This is a genomic window from Nocardiopsis xinjiangensis YIM 90004 (genome assembly GCF_000341145.1).
In the GTDB taxonomy this organism is placed as follows: Bacteria; Actinomycetota; Actinomycetes; order Streptosporangiales; family Streptosporangiaceae; genus Nocardiopsis; species Nocardiopsis xinjiangensis.
In genome coordinates, this window is sequence record NZ_ANBE01000004.1 from 68,746 (window position 1) to 82,937 (window position 14,192).

11 protein-coding genes and 1 pseudogene are annotated in these 14,192 nt (G+C 71.4%); 5 read left to right on the top strand and 7 right to left on the bottom strand.

The window, feature by feature from the left end; translation table 11 throughout:
* Positions 1-12 precede the first annotated feature (12 nt).
* The gene (locus D473_RS0102860) at positions 13-1,284 is read right to left on the bottom strand and encodes an ATP-grasp domain-containing protein (RefSeq protein ID WP_017607590.1); all 1,272 of its coding nucleotides are present in this window, start codon (positions 1,282-1,284) and stop codon (positions 13-15) included.
* Between the two features lie 215 nt (positions 1,285-1,499).
* The gene (locus D473_RS0102865; RefSeq protein WP_017607591.1) at positions 1,500-2,429 is read right to left on the bottom strand and encodes a serine/threonine dehydratase; all 930 of its coding nucleotides are present in this window, start codon (positions 2,427-2,429) and stop codon (positions 1,500-1,502) included.
* 99 nt (positions 2,430-2,528) lie between these two features.
* On the opposite strand from D473_RS0102865, the gene D473_RS0102870 reads away from it, so the two are divergent.
* Positions 2,529-3,437 (top strand): LysR family transcriptional regulator, encoded by a 909-nt coding sequence (locus D473_RS0102870; RefSeq protein ID WP_017607592.1) that lies wholly within the window; start codon positions 2,529-2,531, stop codon positions 3,435-3,437.
* A 229-nt stretch (positions 3,438-3,666) separates the two neighbouring features.
* Here D473_RS0102870 and D473_RS0102875 read toward each other — a convergent pair whose 3' ends face one another.
* Complete coding sequence (locus D473_RS0102875; protein ID WP_017607593.1) at positions 3,667-4,299, bottom strand: trimeric intracellular cation channel family protein; 633 nt, start codon at positions 4,297-4,299, stop codon at positions 3,667-3,669.
* A gap of 243 nt (positions 4,300-4,542) precedes the next feature.
* Between D473_RS0102875 and D473_RS0102880 the strand changes: the two genes are divergently transcribed.
* Positions 4,543-5,901 (top strand): dihydrolipoyl dehydrogenase family protein, encoded by a 1,359-nt coding sequence (locus D473_RS0102880; RefSeq protein ID WP_017607594.1) that lies wholly within the window; start codon positions 4,543-4,545, stop codon positions 5,899-5,901.
* A gap of 63 nt (positions 5,902-5,964) precedes the next feature.
* On the opposite strand, the gene D473_RS0102885 is transcribed toward D473_RS0102880, so the two are convergent.
* Both D473_RS0102885 and D473_RS0102890 read right to left on the bottom strand, forming a co-directional pair.
* Positions 5,965-6,813: a siderophore-interacting protein gene (locus D473_RS0102885; protein WP_017607595.1), complete on the bottom strand. Its 849-nt coding sequence runs from the start codon at positions 6,811-6,813 to the stop codon at positions 5,965-5,967.
* 115 nt (positions 6,814-6,928) lie between these two features.
* On the bottom strand, positions 6,929-7,957 hold the full coding sequence (locus D473_RS0102890) for an N-acetylglucosamine kinase (RefSeq protein WP_017607596.1): 1,029 nt from the start codon (positions 7,955-7,957) through the stop codon (positions 6,929-6,931).
* A 246-nt stretch (positions 7,958-8,203) separates the two neighbouring features.
* Between D473_RS0102890 and D473_RS0102895 the strand changes: the two genes are divergently transcribed.
* Complete coding sequence (locus D473_RS0102895; protein WP_017607597.1) at positions 8,204-9,466, top strand: GNAT family N-acetyltransferase; 1,263 nt, start codon at positions 8,204-8,206, stop codon at positions 9,464-9,466.
* Positions 9,467-9,520: 54 nt separating this feature from the next.
* On the opposite strand, the pseudogene D473_RS25445 reads toward D473_RS0102895, so the two are convergent.
* Positions 9,521-10,569, bottom strand: a pseudogene (locus tag D473_RS25445) (aminotransferase class V-fold PLP-dependent enzyme).
* Positions 10,570-10,628: 59 nt separating this feature from the next.
* On the bottom strand, positions 10,629-11,168 hold the full coding sequence (locus D473_RS0102905) for a MarR family winged helix-turn-helix transcriptional regulator (RefSeq protein ID WP_017607599.1): 540 nt from the start codon (positions 11,166-11,168) through the stop codon (positions 10,629-10,631).
* Between the two features lie 294 nt (positions 11,169-11,462).
* Between D473_RS0102905 and D473_RS0102910 the strand changes: the two genes are divergently transcribed.
* Entirely contained in the window at positions 11,463-12,425 is a 963-nt protein-coding gene (locus D473_RS0102910; protein ID WP_017607600.1) for an MBL fold metallo-hydrolase, read from the top strand.
* Positions 12,426-12,483: 58 nt separating this feature from the next.
* Positions 12,484-14,175 carry an FAD-dependent monooxygenase gene (locus D473_RS24065; protein ID WP_017607601.1) on the top strand — a complete coding sequence of 564 codons (1,692 nt, stop codon included), beginning with the start codon at positions 12,484-12,486 and terminating at the stop codon, positions 14,173-14,175.
* Positions 14,176-14,192: the final 17 nt, after the last annotated feature.

A 14,192-nucleotide genomic window follows, 5' to 3' on the forward strand; every position in this document is an offset into this window, starting at 1 on the left:
GCCCCCTCGTGCTCAGTTGTGGTCGGCGTACTGGATGTCGAAGCGGAGCGCTTCCTTGCACTCCTGGTACATGCGCTCGGCTTCTTCGGGGCCGCTCGCGCCCACGAAGACGTCGGCGAGCTCGAAACTGTAGCTGTCCTGTCCGGGCAGGTCGGAGAGCCACTGGCCCGGCCGGGCGGTGATCTCCACGTGCAGCCCGGGGATCTGTTGCCGGATGCGTTCGATCTCTTCCTGGGAGGGGACCGAACGCACGAAGCCGTCGGTGAAGTGGCGCAGGAACCATTTGGCCGCGAACGCGTACTGTCCGTTGCGGCTGTGCACGGGCTCCTCGCCCAGCGCGATGCGCAGGACCGCATCGTGGTTGGCTCTGCCGTCCACGCTCTCGAACAGGGCCGAGTGCGACTGGGAGTGGCGGGGGTTGATCTCCAGCAGGATGAGGGAGTCCTTCTGCCGGTCGTAGAAGTACTCGACGTTGAAGGCGGTGTTGTCCAGTCCCACGTGGGAGATGACCCGTGCGGTGAAGTCGATCAGGCGCTCGCGGACCTCGTTGGGCTGCCTGGAGGGGTACTCGTAGCACAGGAAGCTGGAGGTGCCCGGGTAGCAGTCGGAGTCGATGACGCCGTAGATGTAGGGCTTGGACCCGTGGACGTAGCCCTCCACGGTGAGCTGGCGCCCCTGGGCCTCTTCCTCGGCCAGCCCGGACGTCCCGCCGGCCTCGGCCACCTTCGCGGGCAGTCGCACCCGGTCCATGACCCATTGGAAGGGCTCTCCGACGCGGCCGGCCCCCTGGCGGATCTCCTCCATCGCCTCGCGGAACCCGTCGTCGTCGGTGACACGGAAGGCCAGTTCGGAGGAGAAGGCCTTCACCGGCTTCAACCACAACGGGTAGGTGAGCCCCTCGGGGATGTGCGGGGAGCCGGGGTCGACCTCGGCGAAGCCCGGGACGACCTCGGGCACCACCATGCGCTGTTCCAGCCGGCTCCAGTACTTGTGTTCGCACCGGACGATGGCCTCCAGCGGGGCGTGGGGCAGCCCGCGTGGTTCGCACAGCAGGGGCACCAGGGAACTGACGGGAAAGTCCCAGTAGCCGATGACGGCGTCGACGGTGCCGTCGAAGGTGTCCAGTTGGTGCTCGGCCTGGGCGAGCAGCGCGGGCATGTCCAGCTCTCCCCGGGTCAGCTGCTCCAGGTCGAGCAGCGGGTGGAAGCGGTGGTCCCCGGGCAGTGCGTGCAGCGCTGCGTGGTTGTGGTCGTCGAGGCCGAGGACAAAAATGTTCTTGGTCACGGGAACCCCCCTCTGCGGGGAGGCCGGGAAACGCGTGTGTGCGGTTCGAAACGCGCTGGTCGGGCTTCTGTCGCCCGAACCGATGATGCCGGCCCCCTCTACTGGTCCCTGTGCTCTTTTTCCCGGGTTGAAACACCGTGGGACCGATCACCACCGGCGTGGGCCGTGGTGGTCCGGTGGAAAGGGCGCGGCAAGGGCCGATCCGTGGGCGCGGTTCAGTCGGTGGGGCGCCAGTCGGCGTTGGCCCCGCACACCACCAGGCAGGGGTTCTCTCCGGGGACCCGGCCGGCCAGCCAGGCGGCGAAGGGAACGGCGGCGGCTGCTTCGGTGGCGATGCGCAGGTCCGACCACAGGCGCTGCTGGGCGTGCACGATCTCGGCGTCACTGACCAGGGTCGGGGTGATGGGGTGTTCGCGCAGGACCTGGAAGGGCACCTCGCCCAGAGTGGCCGCACCCAGGGCGGAGGAGGCCACCGAGTCCACGGGGGTCTGCACGGGATGGCCGTGGGACAGGGCCGCGTGCAGACTCTGGCAGCCCTCGGGTTCGGCACCCACGACCTGGCGCCGGCCGGCGCCCAGACGGACCCCGGCGGCGAGCCCGCCCCCGCCCACGGCCACGGCCACGGTGTCGCACTCGGGTGCGTCGGCGGCCACCTCCAGGCCGATGGTGCCCTGACCGGCCACGACCAACGGGTCGTTGAAGGCGTGCAGGTAGCGCACGTTCTCGCGTTGGGCGTGAGCGCGGGCGGCCTCGGCGGCCTCGGCGTAGTGCTCGCCCACACGCACGATGTGGGCGCCGGTCTCGGCCAGGGGGACGGCCTTGGCCTCGGGCACGGTCTCGGGCACGTAGACGGTGGCGTGTTTGCCCAGCAGTCGTGCGGCGGTGGCCACGCCCAGGCCGTGGTTGCCGCCGGAGGCGGTGATGACGTGGTCGGTCCGGGGGCCGCCGAGCAGGGCGTTGAGGGCTCCGCGCAGTTTGAAGGCACCGGTCAGCTGCAGGTGTTCGAGCTTGAGGGTGAGCGGACGGCCGTCGATCTCGGTGCGCATCACGGGGGTGCGGCGGGCATAGGGGGCGATGCGTTCGGCGGCGGCGCGCACGTCGGTGGCTGTGGGCGCAAGCATGGTGGGTGCGGTCTCGGGGCTCATGCTTCCACTGTGCCGCTACTGATGATTAACATAAAGTTGCCTCTACTAAACTTCATTAAGCTTTGCTTTGCATCAAGGTTTGTTTGTCGGAGGGCTGCTGTGATCGACGCCAACCGGTTGCGTGTGCTGGTGGAGGTCGCCCATGCCGGATCCATCGCCGCGGCCGCCGAACGCCTGTCCTACACCCCGCCTGCGCTCTCGCAGCAGCTGACCAAGCTGGAGCGGGAAGTGGGGGCCCTGCTGGTGGAGCGCGGGCGTACCGGGGCGACCCTGACCGAGGCCGGGCAGGTGCTGCTCGAGCGCGGTGAACGGGTGCTGGGCGAATTGCGCGATGCCGAACGGGCCGTGCGCGCGGTGGGCGGTCGGGAACCCAGCCAGCTCTCGTTGGGGGCCTTCGCCAGTGCGGGCAAGGTCCTGCTTCCGCAGACGTTGGCGTTGTTCGGTAACGAGCACCCGCACGTGCGCCTGTCCTTGTTCGACGTCGAACCGCCCGGCGGGCACGGTCAGGTCACCTCCGGTGAGCTGGACCTGCTCATCACCCACCGCTATCCGGGGGTACCGTTGCCGTCCGCCTCGGGGCTGCACCGTGAACGTGTCCTGGTCGATCCCTTGTTGGCAGTGGCGCCCCAGGGCCATGCCTTGGCGGACGGCCGGCTGTCGTTGGCCGATCTGGCCGAGGAGGAGTGGATCTGCGGGGCGCCCGGGATCCACAACCGCATCAGTCTGGACACCGCCGCGGCCGAGGCGGGGGTGCGTCTGTCGGTGGCTTATGAGACCCGTGACTACGAGGTGGCGCTGGCCCTGATCGAGGCCGGTGTGGGGGTGGCGCTGGTGCCGCAGTCGATCCTGGGGGCGGCCCGGGGCGGGGGGTGGGTCAGCTGCCCGCTCAGTGACGTCTCACCGGCCCGGGAGATCTACGCGGTGCACCGGCGCCGTCCGCCCGAACCGGTCCCGGCGATGGTCGCGACGCTGCGCGAGGTCGCCGCCCGGGCGCCGGGGCCGGGTTAGGCCGTCGACGCGGGCCGGTTCCCGGTCGTGGCGGGGCAGGCGGTGGATGGTCCGGAAAACTTCGTGCCCCGGAAAACTTCGGGGTGCCCCACTGGAACAGCAGAGCCCCTCACCGTATGGGAAAAGCCCAATGGCCTGGGTTGGGGTGGGGCGCCTCGAGGTGTGCGGTCCGCCCCTTGGCCCGGGCTGTTCCGCTCTCGCCGACGAACACCACTCACCCCGGCGGGGCTCAGACCGGCGTGGCTCCGGGCGGGGGCGGGGCGTTCCAGCGAAAGCGCAGGGAGAGAACGCGCACGCTGAAGCACACCAGGGCGCCGACGACGGCGAACCAGATCGAGCCCGGGCCGACGGTGTCGGAGAGCACCACCACGCCGGCGCCCAGCAACGCCGGGATGGCGTACAGGCGTGAGTTGGCGCTGAGCACCACGGGGATCCGGTTCAGGAGCACGTCGCGGATGGTGCCGCCGCCCACACCGGTGATCGTGCCCAGCAGGACGGCCTGCAGGGGGCCGAAGCCGACCTCGATGGCCTTGGTGGCGCCGATGACGGCGAACAGGCTCAGGCCGGCGGCGTCGAAGAGCTGGATCGGTGTGGCCAGGTGCCGTAGTTGGCTGCTGAGGAAGAAGGCCAGGGTGGCGCCGACCAGGGCGACGATGATGTAGCGCCAGTCCTGGAAGGTGGCGGGGGTCTGGCCGAGCAGGAGATCGCGGATGATGCCCCCGCCCAGAGCGGTGGTCACGCCCAGCACCATGACGCCGACGAGGTCCACGCGCGCGGTGCGGATTCCTGTGAGGGCTCCGTCCAGCGCGAACGCGAAGACACCCATCAGGTCGAGGACGAGGATGATGTTCTGAGTGGACATGCGTCTGGGCCGGGGCGGCGCTCCCCCCTCTTTTTCTCCAACGACACGACAAGGGCGATCAGCGCCAAGTACACCATGCCCGCAGATGTGAACGCCGCTGAAGGAGAGGGTGCGTCCTGCCGGAGGGGGCCGGGCGCGGGGTGGAGGGGGCGGGCGGGGCCCGTGTCGCATTCCTGGTCCCAAGGCCGGGCAGGAGACCATCGATCGGCAGCGCGGCACACGGAACATGCGAGGGGGCAGGCGATGGAACACCTGGACACGATCGTGGTGGGCATGGGGCCCGGTGGTGAGTCGGTGGCCTCGCGGTTGTTGGGTGAGGGCCAACACGTGGCGGTGGTCGAGAGCAACCTGATCGGGGGCGAGTGCGGTTACTACGCGTGTATCCCTTCCAAGGTGCTGTTGCGGGCCCCGGAGGCGCAACGGGAAGCGGCCGGGGCGGCCGGACTCTCCCGGCCCGAACTGGACTGGGACGGTCTGCGCGGTTACCGCGACGGCATGATCCGCCACTTGGACGACTCGGCGCAGGTGGCCGACTACCGGAACCTGGGTGTGCGGGTCTTCAAGGGCCGGGCCCGTCTGGTGGGGCGCGACCCCTGGCGTGTCGTGGTCAACGGCACCGAGTTGAGCGCGGACCACGTGGTGCTGGCGACCGGGTCCGAGCCGGTGCTGCCCCCGATCGAGGGGTTGTCGGAGTTGGGCCCGGACGTGGTGTGGACCAACCGTGAGGCGACCACGCTGGAGTCCATCCCCGAGCGGGCGGTGGTGGTCGGCGGCAGCGCGGTGGGTGTGGAACTGAGCCAGTTCCTGGCGGCGTTGGGCGCCCGGGTCACCGTCGTCCAGCGCGGCGAGCGTCTGCTGGACCGTGAGGACCCGCGTCTGTGTGAGCTGATCGCCGACCAGTTCGCACACGAGGGGATCGACGTGCGTACCGGAACGCAGGTCTCCTCGGTGGCCCGCCAGGGGCACGGGGTGGTCGCGCACCTGGACGACGGCACCCGGGTGGAGACCGATGTGGTGGTGCTGGCCGCCGGGCGCCGTCCCCGGGCCGAGGGGCTGGGTCTGGACGAGGTGGGGGTGGACACCGGCGGGGGCCTTCCGGTGGTGGACGAGCACTGCCGTCTGGCGCCGGGCCTGTGGGCGGTCGGTGACCTGACCGGGCAGGCGATGTTCACGCACGTGGCCAAGTACCAGGCGCGGGTGGTGACCGACAACATGTTCGGCCGTGAGCACCGGGCCGACTACACGGGGATACCCCGGGTGGTCTTCAGCTTCCCGGAGGTGGCCGCGGCGGGTCTGACCGAGGCCGCTGCGCGTGAGCGGGGGCTGGACCCGGTGGTGGCGGAGGTGGACCTGACCGAGGAGTTGGCCCGTCCCTGGACCTACGCTTCCGAGCCCAGGGCCAGGATGGGGCTGGTCGCGGACCGCTCCTCGGGTGTGCTGGTGGGAGCGTGGGCGTTCGCGCCGTTGTCCTCGGAGTGGATCCACACCGCTGCGTTGGCGATCCGGGCGCAGATCCCGGTGCAGACGCTGCGCAACGCGGTGTTCCAGTTCCCGACCTTCTCCGAGGGGTACCTGTCGGCGCTGGACCAGTTGGATCTTTGAGGAGGGCGCGGCGCCCGCCGGTTCCCGGGGCAGGGGCGGCGGGCGTGTGCTGCGCCGGTGGGCTCAGTCGGCGGTGGCGGCCAGGGCGGCCTGCTCCTCGTCCTCGATGCTGCGGTTCCATTCGCTCTTGGTGGACTGCCAGGTGTCCTCGTCGCGGCCCAGGCGCCAGTATCCCGATACCGAGAGCCATTCCTTGGGCAGGGCGTGTTCGATGCGCAGCAGGCGGCGCAGGTCGCGGATGGCGTTGGCTTCTCCGTGCACGAAGGCGTGTACGCGCCCGGTGGGGAAGTCCAGGGCGCGTACGGCCGGTACGAGGGCGGAGCCGACGACGCCGCTGCCGCGGTGGAGCCAGTGCAGGTGGACGCCTTCGCCGGTGCTCAGGGCCTGTTCCTCCTCGGGGCCGGCGACCTCGAGGTAGACGTGGGCGGCGGCGCCCCGGGGCAGGTTCTCCAGGGCGGCGGCGATGGCGGGCAGGGCGCTCTCGTCGCCGGCGAGCAGGTGCCAGTCGGCCTCGGGGGAGGGAGTGTAGTCGCCGCCGGGGCCGGTGAAGTGCAGGGTGTGGCCGGGGCGTGCGGCCTCGGCCCAGGGCCCGGCCAGGCCGGTGTCGCCGTGGGTGACGAAGTCGAGGGTGAGCAGGCGCTGCCGGCGGTCCCAGTGGCGGACGGTGTAGGTGCGGGTGGTGGGCCACTGCGCGCGGGGGCCGTGGTTGAGGGTGTGTTCCAGGTCGGCGGTGCTCAGGTCCCCGGTCTCGGGGAAGAAGAGCTTGACGTAGCTGTCGCTGTGGCCGCCGGTGTCGAACCGGTCCAGGCCCCTGCCGCCCAGGACGATGCGCACCATGTGCGGGGTCAGCCGCTCGGTGGACTCGACCGTTCCGGTGTGGACGGTCCTCTTGCGCGGCTTCTGCTCGGCCACGGCGTTCCCTTCTCCAGGCTCATGGTTAGGTTAGCCTAACCAAGTACACCGTAGGCGTTGAAAGGGCACCCGGCAAACCATCCCTCTCGTGTCACCGGGGCCGGGGCCGGGGCGTTCACACGGGGCCGTGCTCGGGGGAGCTCGGTTGGGTGAAGGCCGCGTGTGTGTGTCGGTCGCCGGGCGAAAGACCCGCGCGCAGGGCCGCTGTCCAGGCCGCTCCTCCGGCCGTGCACCCGGCTGTGACCACCGGTGCCTCGGGGGAGAGCTCGCGCACCAGCGCCGCGCGTACCGGCCCCGAGTGGGCCAGGACCCCGCCGGCCAGGACCACCGGGGTGCGCTCACCGCTCTCGCGCACCGACCGCACCGAGCCGGCCAGGTGCTCGGCGGCCCGGGCCACGATGTGTGCGGCCGAGGCATCACCCTGTTCGCAGGCCCGGCTCACCAGGGGTGCCAGCTCTGCCAGGTCGATGGGCGGTGCGGCCGTCAACGCCCGCGCCAGGGCGCGCGCACGCTCGCGCGGGGCCAGAGCCTCGCCTTCGGGCAGGGCGTGGGCCACCACCGCCCGGGTCAGGGGCCCCGCCTCGTGCCCGGCCATCAACTGCCGGGCGCCGGCGCGGGCGGCCCGGTGCCCGATCCAGAACCCCGACCCTGCATCGCCCACCAGCCAGCCCAGGCCGTCGGCGACGCGGGTGCGCGCACGTTCCTGCATGCGGGCGGCGATCGCTCCGGTCCCGGCGATGAGTACCACCCCGTCCGGTTCGCAGGTGCCCGAGGCGAAGGCCACCTCGTCGTCGCCGGTGAAGACCGCATCGGCTTCCACTCCTGCCTGCCCCAGGGCGGTTTCCATGCGGGCGCGTACCGCTTCCTCGGCCAGGGCCGAGACCCCGGCCAGACCGACCGCGGTTGCCGCCAAGGCCTGGCGCGCTCCGGGGCCGGCCCGGTCCAAGGCCCCGGCCACGGCCTCGGTCATGCGTTGGGCCGCCGGCTCTACACCGTGGGAGTTGGGATTGGCGCCCTCGGAGAAGGCCTCGCCCAGGCGGTGGCCCGAGAGGGTGGCGACCAGGGCGCGGGTCCTGGTGCCGCCCGCGTCCACGCCCAGGACGAGTGGGCCGGAGGGGGAGGGGGAGGGGTGTGGGTTCGTCACAGGCCGGTGTCTTCCCCGGCACGGGCCCGTTATGCCTGACCGGTCCGGGCCCGGGCGGAAAAATCGGTGGCCGCCCCGGGACCCGACCTGGTTCCATCGCTCCGTGGTCGCCTCCACGGGCCCGGTACCGTCGGGTGTTCCGACACCGCTCCACGCCGGCCGCCCCTGCTGTGGCACCGACCCTTGAGCACACCCCGCCCCCGTAGAGACGAGGAGGCCGGTGCCCGCGCGGGCACCGAAACCACCATGCCCACACCCGAAACGGCCGGTCCCTGGACCGTGCGCGGCATCGACCGCGACGAACTCCCCGATGTGGCGGAGGTGGTGTTGGCCGCCATGATCGCCCCGGAATTGCCCGAGGAGGTCGGCGCACGATTGCGCCACTTCCCCGAACGCAACGGGTACGGCCGTATCCTGGCTGCCGTTGACGAACACGGCGCCATCGTGGGCAGCACCCGTTCCCACGCCTTCGACATGGCCCTGCCCGGTGGGGTGCGCCGCGTCGCCGGCGTCACCGGGGTGGGGGTCTGGCCCACGCGTCGGCGGCAAGGGGTGCTCAGCGCGCTGATGCGCCGCCAATTGGCCGACCTGAGGTCCACAGGTGAGCATTATGCCGCGTTGTGGGCCTCCGAGAGCGGGATCTACGGGCGTTACGGGTTCGGGCTCGCCGTCACCGAGGTCCAGGGCGCGATCGATCTGCACCACGCGGGGCTACGCGCCGACGCGCCCAGGGACCCTGGTCTGTGGGTCGAGCTGGAACGTCCCGAGGCGGCCCGCGCCCCGGTGGAGGAGGTCTTCGGCCGAGTGGCCCGGACCCAGCTGGGCCGGTTCGCCCGGGACCAGGCGTGGTGGGACCGGCTCCTGAAGGATGATCCGGCCGAGCGCGGCGGCAAGGGACCGCTGCGAGTCTCGGTGGTCCAGGGGGCCGACGGGCCGGTGGGCTATGCGCTGCACCGGGCCGAACGCCGTTGGTCCGTCCACGGTTCCAGGAGTGTGCTGCACGTGCAGGAGGCGGTGGCCCTCACCCCGGCCGCGCACACGGCCCTGTACGAGCACCTGTTCTCCTTCGACCTCATCACCCGGGTGGAGTTCGACTGGCTGGCTCAGGACGACCCGCTCGAGCACTTGGTCCTGGACCACCAGAGTCTGGAGACCACACTGGTGGACTCTCTGTGGGTCCGACTGGTGGACGTGCCTGCGGCGCTGTCCGAACGTACCTACGCGGTGCCCTTCGAAGCCGTCCTGGAGGTCACCGACCGCTACGCCCCCTGGAACGCGGGGACCTGGCACGTCAAGGGCGGGCCCGACGGCGCGCAAGTAGACACCACCGAGGCCGCCCCGGACGTGTCGCTGGACGTGTCCCATCTGGGCGCGGCCCACCTGGGGCAGCGCCCGCTCCTGGGCCCGTTGCGCGCGGGGTTGATCTCCGAGCACACCCCCGGCACGGTCACGCGCCTGGACACCGCCTTGTCGCGGTCCGATCCGGCAATCTGCGGTCTGATCTTCTGAGTCGGACATCGATCCGGGGCCGGGCGCTTGTTCGCGCGATCGGCCCCCGGAGGGTCACCGCAACGCCGTGAGCAGGTGATCGACGTCCTGGTCGGTGTTGTACAGGTGGAAGGCCACGCGCATGCGCCCATTGCGTGAGGCCGTGGCGATACCGGCCTCGGCGACCCGGGTGGCGGCCCGCTCCGAGACCGGTAGCGAGACGATCGCCGAGTCGGCCGGTTCCAGGTCCAGGGCGGTGCGCAACCGGTCGGCCAAGGCAACGTTGTGGGCGCCGATCACGGCCGGTCCGGTCTCCTCGATCACCCGCAGGCTCTGGGCCAGGGCCAGGGCCGCGCCCCAGACGGGGGCCTGGTCCAGACGGCGGGCGTCGGTGGCCGGCGGTGCGCCGGCACCGTAGAGGCTCTTCCAGGGGTGCTCGGCCGCGTACCAGGAGGGGGCCAGGGGTCGCAGCTGTGCCAGGGCCTCGCGGGTGCCGGTGAGCAGGGCGGTGCCGCGCGGGGCCAGCAGCCACTTGTAGGTGGAGCAGACGGTGTAGTCGATCGGCACCTGCGGCAGGGGCAGCCATCCGGCGGACTGGGTGGTGTCCACCAGCAGGCGGGCCCCGTGCTCGCGGCAGGCCCGGGCCAGGTCCGCCAAGGGGGCCAGGGCGCCGTCGGAAGACTGCACGGCCGAGACGCTCACCAGTGCGGTGGCCGGGCCCACGTGTTCGGCCAGTTCGTGCAGGGGCGCGCCTCGTGCACGGTCAGGCCGGGGTGGCGGGAGAAGGGCTGCACGGCGGAGGCGAACTCGCGTTCGGGTGCGAGTACCCGGGCCCCTTGCGGCAGGGAGGCGGCGATGGTGCCCACGAGTTGGGACACGTGTGTGCTCAGGGCCACCTGGTCGGGTTCGACCCCGGTCAGGCGGGCGTAGGTGGCGCGGACTTCCTCGGTGGGGGCGTCCCCGTCGGCGGTCCGGAAGGTTCCGGTGGCCACGGCTTCGGTGTGTTCGTCCAGGACCTGTCGGGCGGCCCGGGGCAGCAGGCCGTGGGAAGCGGTGTCGAGGTAAGTGCCGCGCGGGGTGAAGTGGGCGCGGGCCCGGTGCAGAGCTGGGTGCATGGGCAGCATCGTCGCAAGCCTCGTGTGGGGGCTCAAGGTCCTGCCGTGGCCGGGGCGGGCCCCGGGGGTCAGCTGCGGAACTTGGCCTTGGCGTCGGTGGAGCCGGCCATGAGTTTGTTGAGCAGGCGTACCAGTTCGGTGCGTTCGTGCGGTTCCAGGGCTTCGGCCCAGGCGCTCTCGCGGCGGTTGTGGGCCCGGAACCCGCCGAGGATGGCTCCGTAGCCCTCTTCGGTCAGGCTCAGTTGCAGGGCGCGCCGGTCGTGGCTGGCGCGTTCGCGCACCACGAGACCGTCGCGTTCGAGGGTGTTGAGCAGCGCGGACAGAGCGGCCCGGCTCGTTCCGGAGATATCGGCGGTGGTCTTGGCCTCCATGGGCCCGGCGAGCCAGAGCGCGAAGATGACACGGAAGCCCGGCCAGGTGAGCCCGCGGGGTCGGTGGACGGTGGACTCCAGGTCGTAGATGACCATGCTGCTGGCCCGGCTCAGGGTCAGGGCCATGCGCATGGCGTCGGTGTCGACCGCGGGCAATTCCTGTCGGGCCTTGCGCACGGCGAAGTCCACGAATGACCAGAAGGTCAGTTCGTCCGGGGGAGCGCTCTCGTGGGTCACCGGTTCACCTTAAAGCCGCAAGGCTCTGTTGCCGGGGGGACGGTGCGGGCCGAGGGAGGCGGTTCGTGGCCGGGGTGGTGACGAGGGGTCCCCGTTCCTGCACCCATGTGCGGCCGGGGCGCGTCGCCGGCCCGAGTGTTCCGCCTTGCCTCGCTATTGTGTGATCTGTATCACGGAAGTACCTGGTCGGGCCTCTTGGTCGTGTGGCGTGGCCCACGTTACGGTCAGATTCATCAAACATTTGATCATTTGGGTGGCGGCAGCCGCCCGCGACGAGTGAGAGGTCCTTCGACCATGGCCACCAAGCCGTTCGCCTCCTCCGCCGACACCGACACCAAACAACAGAGCCTCGAAGTGCTCGCCGACGGCGTCTACGCGCTCACCGCCGAGGGCGACCCCAACATCGGTGCCATCGAGGGGGAGGACTTCCTGGTCGCCTTCGAGGCCCTGGCAACCCCTGTCGCCGCCCGCGAGTGGCTCACCGAACTGCGCAAACACACCGACAAACCCATCCGCTACCTGGTCCTGTCCCACTACCACGCCGTGCGTGTGCTGGGCGCCAGCGCCTTCGACGCCGACATCGTCCTGGCCCACGAGAAGACCCACGACCTCATCCGCGAACGCGGCAAGGAGGACTGGGAGAGCGAGTTCGGACGCATGCCCCGCCTGGCCAAGGACGCCGACTCCGTACCCGGCCTGACCTGGCCCACCCAGACCTTCGCCGACCGCACCACCATCGACCTGGGGGGCGAGCGGGGCGAACTCGTCCTGCAGTACCTGGGCCGCGGCCACACCGAGGGCGACATCGTGGCCTGGCTGCCCCGACAGAAGATCCTCTTCGCCGGCGACCTCGTCGAGGCCCAGGCCGCCCTCTACACCGGCGACGCCTTCCACCACGACTGGGCTGGGCACACCCTGGACCGCGTCAAGGCCCTGGGCGCGCAGATGCTCGTGGGCGGACGCGGGGCCGTCAGCCGCGGCCGCGCCGAGGTCGACGCCGCCATCGAACAGACCCGCAACTTCCTGAACGTGATGATCGACCGGGTCGGTGCCGTCCACGAGCGCGGCGGCACCCTCAAGGAAGCCTTCGACGCCACCCACGCGGCCCTGGTCGGCGACTACGGCCACTGGCCCATCTTCGAGCACTGCCTGCCCTTCGACGTCTCCCGGCTCTGGGACGAGTTCTCCGGCATCGAGCGGCCCGCCATCTGGACCGCCGAGCGCGACCGCCAGGTCTGGGAGCAGCTCCAGAGCTGACCTGTCTTCAGCGTCCGTCCGCGCCCGTACGGGGCGCCCCCGCCGAACGGAGCCCACCATGGAACCCCCCGCTCCATCCACCGCCCCCCACACCACCGACCCCGTCCTGGTGCTGGGCGCAGGACCGGTCGGCCAGACGGCCGCCCTGCTGCTGGCCCGGCGCGGTCTCTCCGTCGTGGTCGTGGACGAACGCCCCGGCCGCGAGGCCGTGGGATCCAAAGCCATCTGCCAACAGCGCGACGTCCTGGACGTGTGGGAGTGGCTCGGCGCCGGCCGCATCGCCCGGGAAGGCCTGACCTGGGACACCGCCCGCACCTTCTATCGCGACCACGAACTGTTCAGCCTGCGCCTGAGCGACCCCGGCGCCTCCCACCTGCCCCCGTTCGTCAACATCTCCCAGTCGCGCACCGAAGAGGTCCTGGACCCGCTCCTGGCACAGGCCGGGGTGCAAGTGCTGTGGAACCACGCCGTCACCGCCCTGGACCAGGACGGTGACGGCGTCGAGGTCACCTGCCGGGGCCCCCGGGGGCCGGTGCGCCTGCGCGGCTCCCACGCATTGTCCTGCCTGGGCGCACACGGCGGCGTGGTGCGCGAGGCACTGGGGGTCGGTTTCGAGGGCACCAGTTTCGACGACCGTTTCCTCATCTGCGACATCCGGGCCGACCTGGGGCGCTGGCAGCACGAACGCCGCTTCTACTTCGACCCCGAGTGGAACCCGGGACGGCAGGTACTCATCCATCCCTGCCCCGGCTCGGTCTACCGCATCGACTGGCAGGTCCCGGCCGACTTCGACCTGAAGGCCGAGGAGGAGGACGGACGCCTGGACGCACGCATCCGCCAGATCATCGGCCAGGTCCCCTACGAGGTCGTCTGGCGCTCGGTCTACAGCTTCCACACCCGGGTTGCCGACCGCATGCGGGTGGGCCGGGTCCTGCTGCTGGGCGACAACGCCCACCTGGTGGCGCCCTTCGGCGCGCGCGGCCTCAACTCCGGGGTCTGCGACGCCGAGAACGCCGCCTGGAAGATCGCCTACGTGAAAGGCGGGTGGGGCGGGGAGAACCTGCTGGAGAGCTACCACACCGAACGCCACGCCGCCGCGCTGGAGAACGCCGACGTCACCAGCGCCACCATGCGTTTCCTCGTGCCCGGCGACGAGGAGGAACAGCGGGTGCGCACCACCGTCCTGGAACGTGCGGTGACCGACCCCGCCTACCACCACCGGGTCGATTCCGGACGCCTGGCCGAACCCTTCTGGTACACCGACTCCGGCCTGACCACCCCCTGCCCCGACCGGCCCTTCGGCGGCCGGCCCCCGCGCGGGCAGATGCCCACGCCCTGCCCCGGTGTACTGGTGCCCGACGTACCCGTGAGTACGGACCGGGGACCCGGACGGCTGCGCCCGCTGCTGCGCGAGGGCCTGACCCTCCTGCTGGGCCCCACCCCCGAAGGCACCACCGGGCAGCGTTTCACCGAGGTGGTACGCACCGCCGCCGAGCGGGCCACCTCCGCCCCCGTGGCCGCATACCGCATCAGCGACCTGGACACCGACGGCGCCCTGGACCGTGCCTTGCAACCGCGCACCGGGCAGGTGTGGCTGGTGCGCCCCGACGCCCACATCGCCGCCGTGGTCCGGGGAACCGACCCAGCGGCCGTACACACCGCCGTGCGCACCGCTCTGGGAACGGTCCCCGTTCCGCCGCAGAGCTCCCCCGCCGAGGGCACCGCCGGTGCCCGCACCACCACCTCCTGAAAAGCGCTCACGGCACG

Excerpts from the sequence above, each read along its gene's own strand:
- D473_RS24065 (WP_017607601.1), top strand. The coding sequence starts at position 12,484 with ATGGAACCCCCCGCTCCATCCACCGCCCCCCACACCACCGACCCCGTC.
- D473_RS0102910 (WP_017607600.1), top strand. The coding sequence starts at position 11,463 with ATGGCCACCAAGCCGTTCGCCTCCTCCGCCGACACCGACACCAAACAA.
- D473_RS0102865 (WP_017607591.1), bottom strand. The coding sequence starts at position 2,429 with ATGAGCCCCGAGACCGCACCCACCATGCTTGCGCCCACAGCCACCGAC.
- D473_RS0102880 (WP_017607594.1), top strand. The coding sequence starts at position 4,543 with ATGGAACACCTGGACACGATCGTGGTGGGCATGGGGCCCGGTGGTGAG.
- D473_RS0102895 (WP_017607597.1), top strand. The coding sequence starts at position 8,204 with ATGCCCACACCCGAAACGGCCGGTCCCTGGACCGTGCGCGGCATCGAC.
- D473_RS0102875 (WP_017607593.1), bottom strand. The coding sequence starts at position 4,299 with ATGTCCACTCAGAACATCATCCTCGTCCTCGACCTGATGGGTGTCTTC.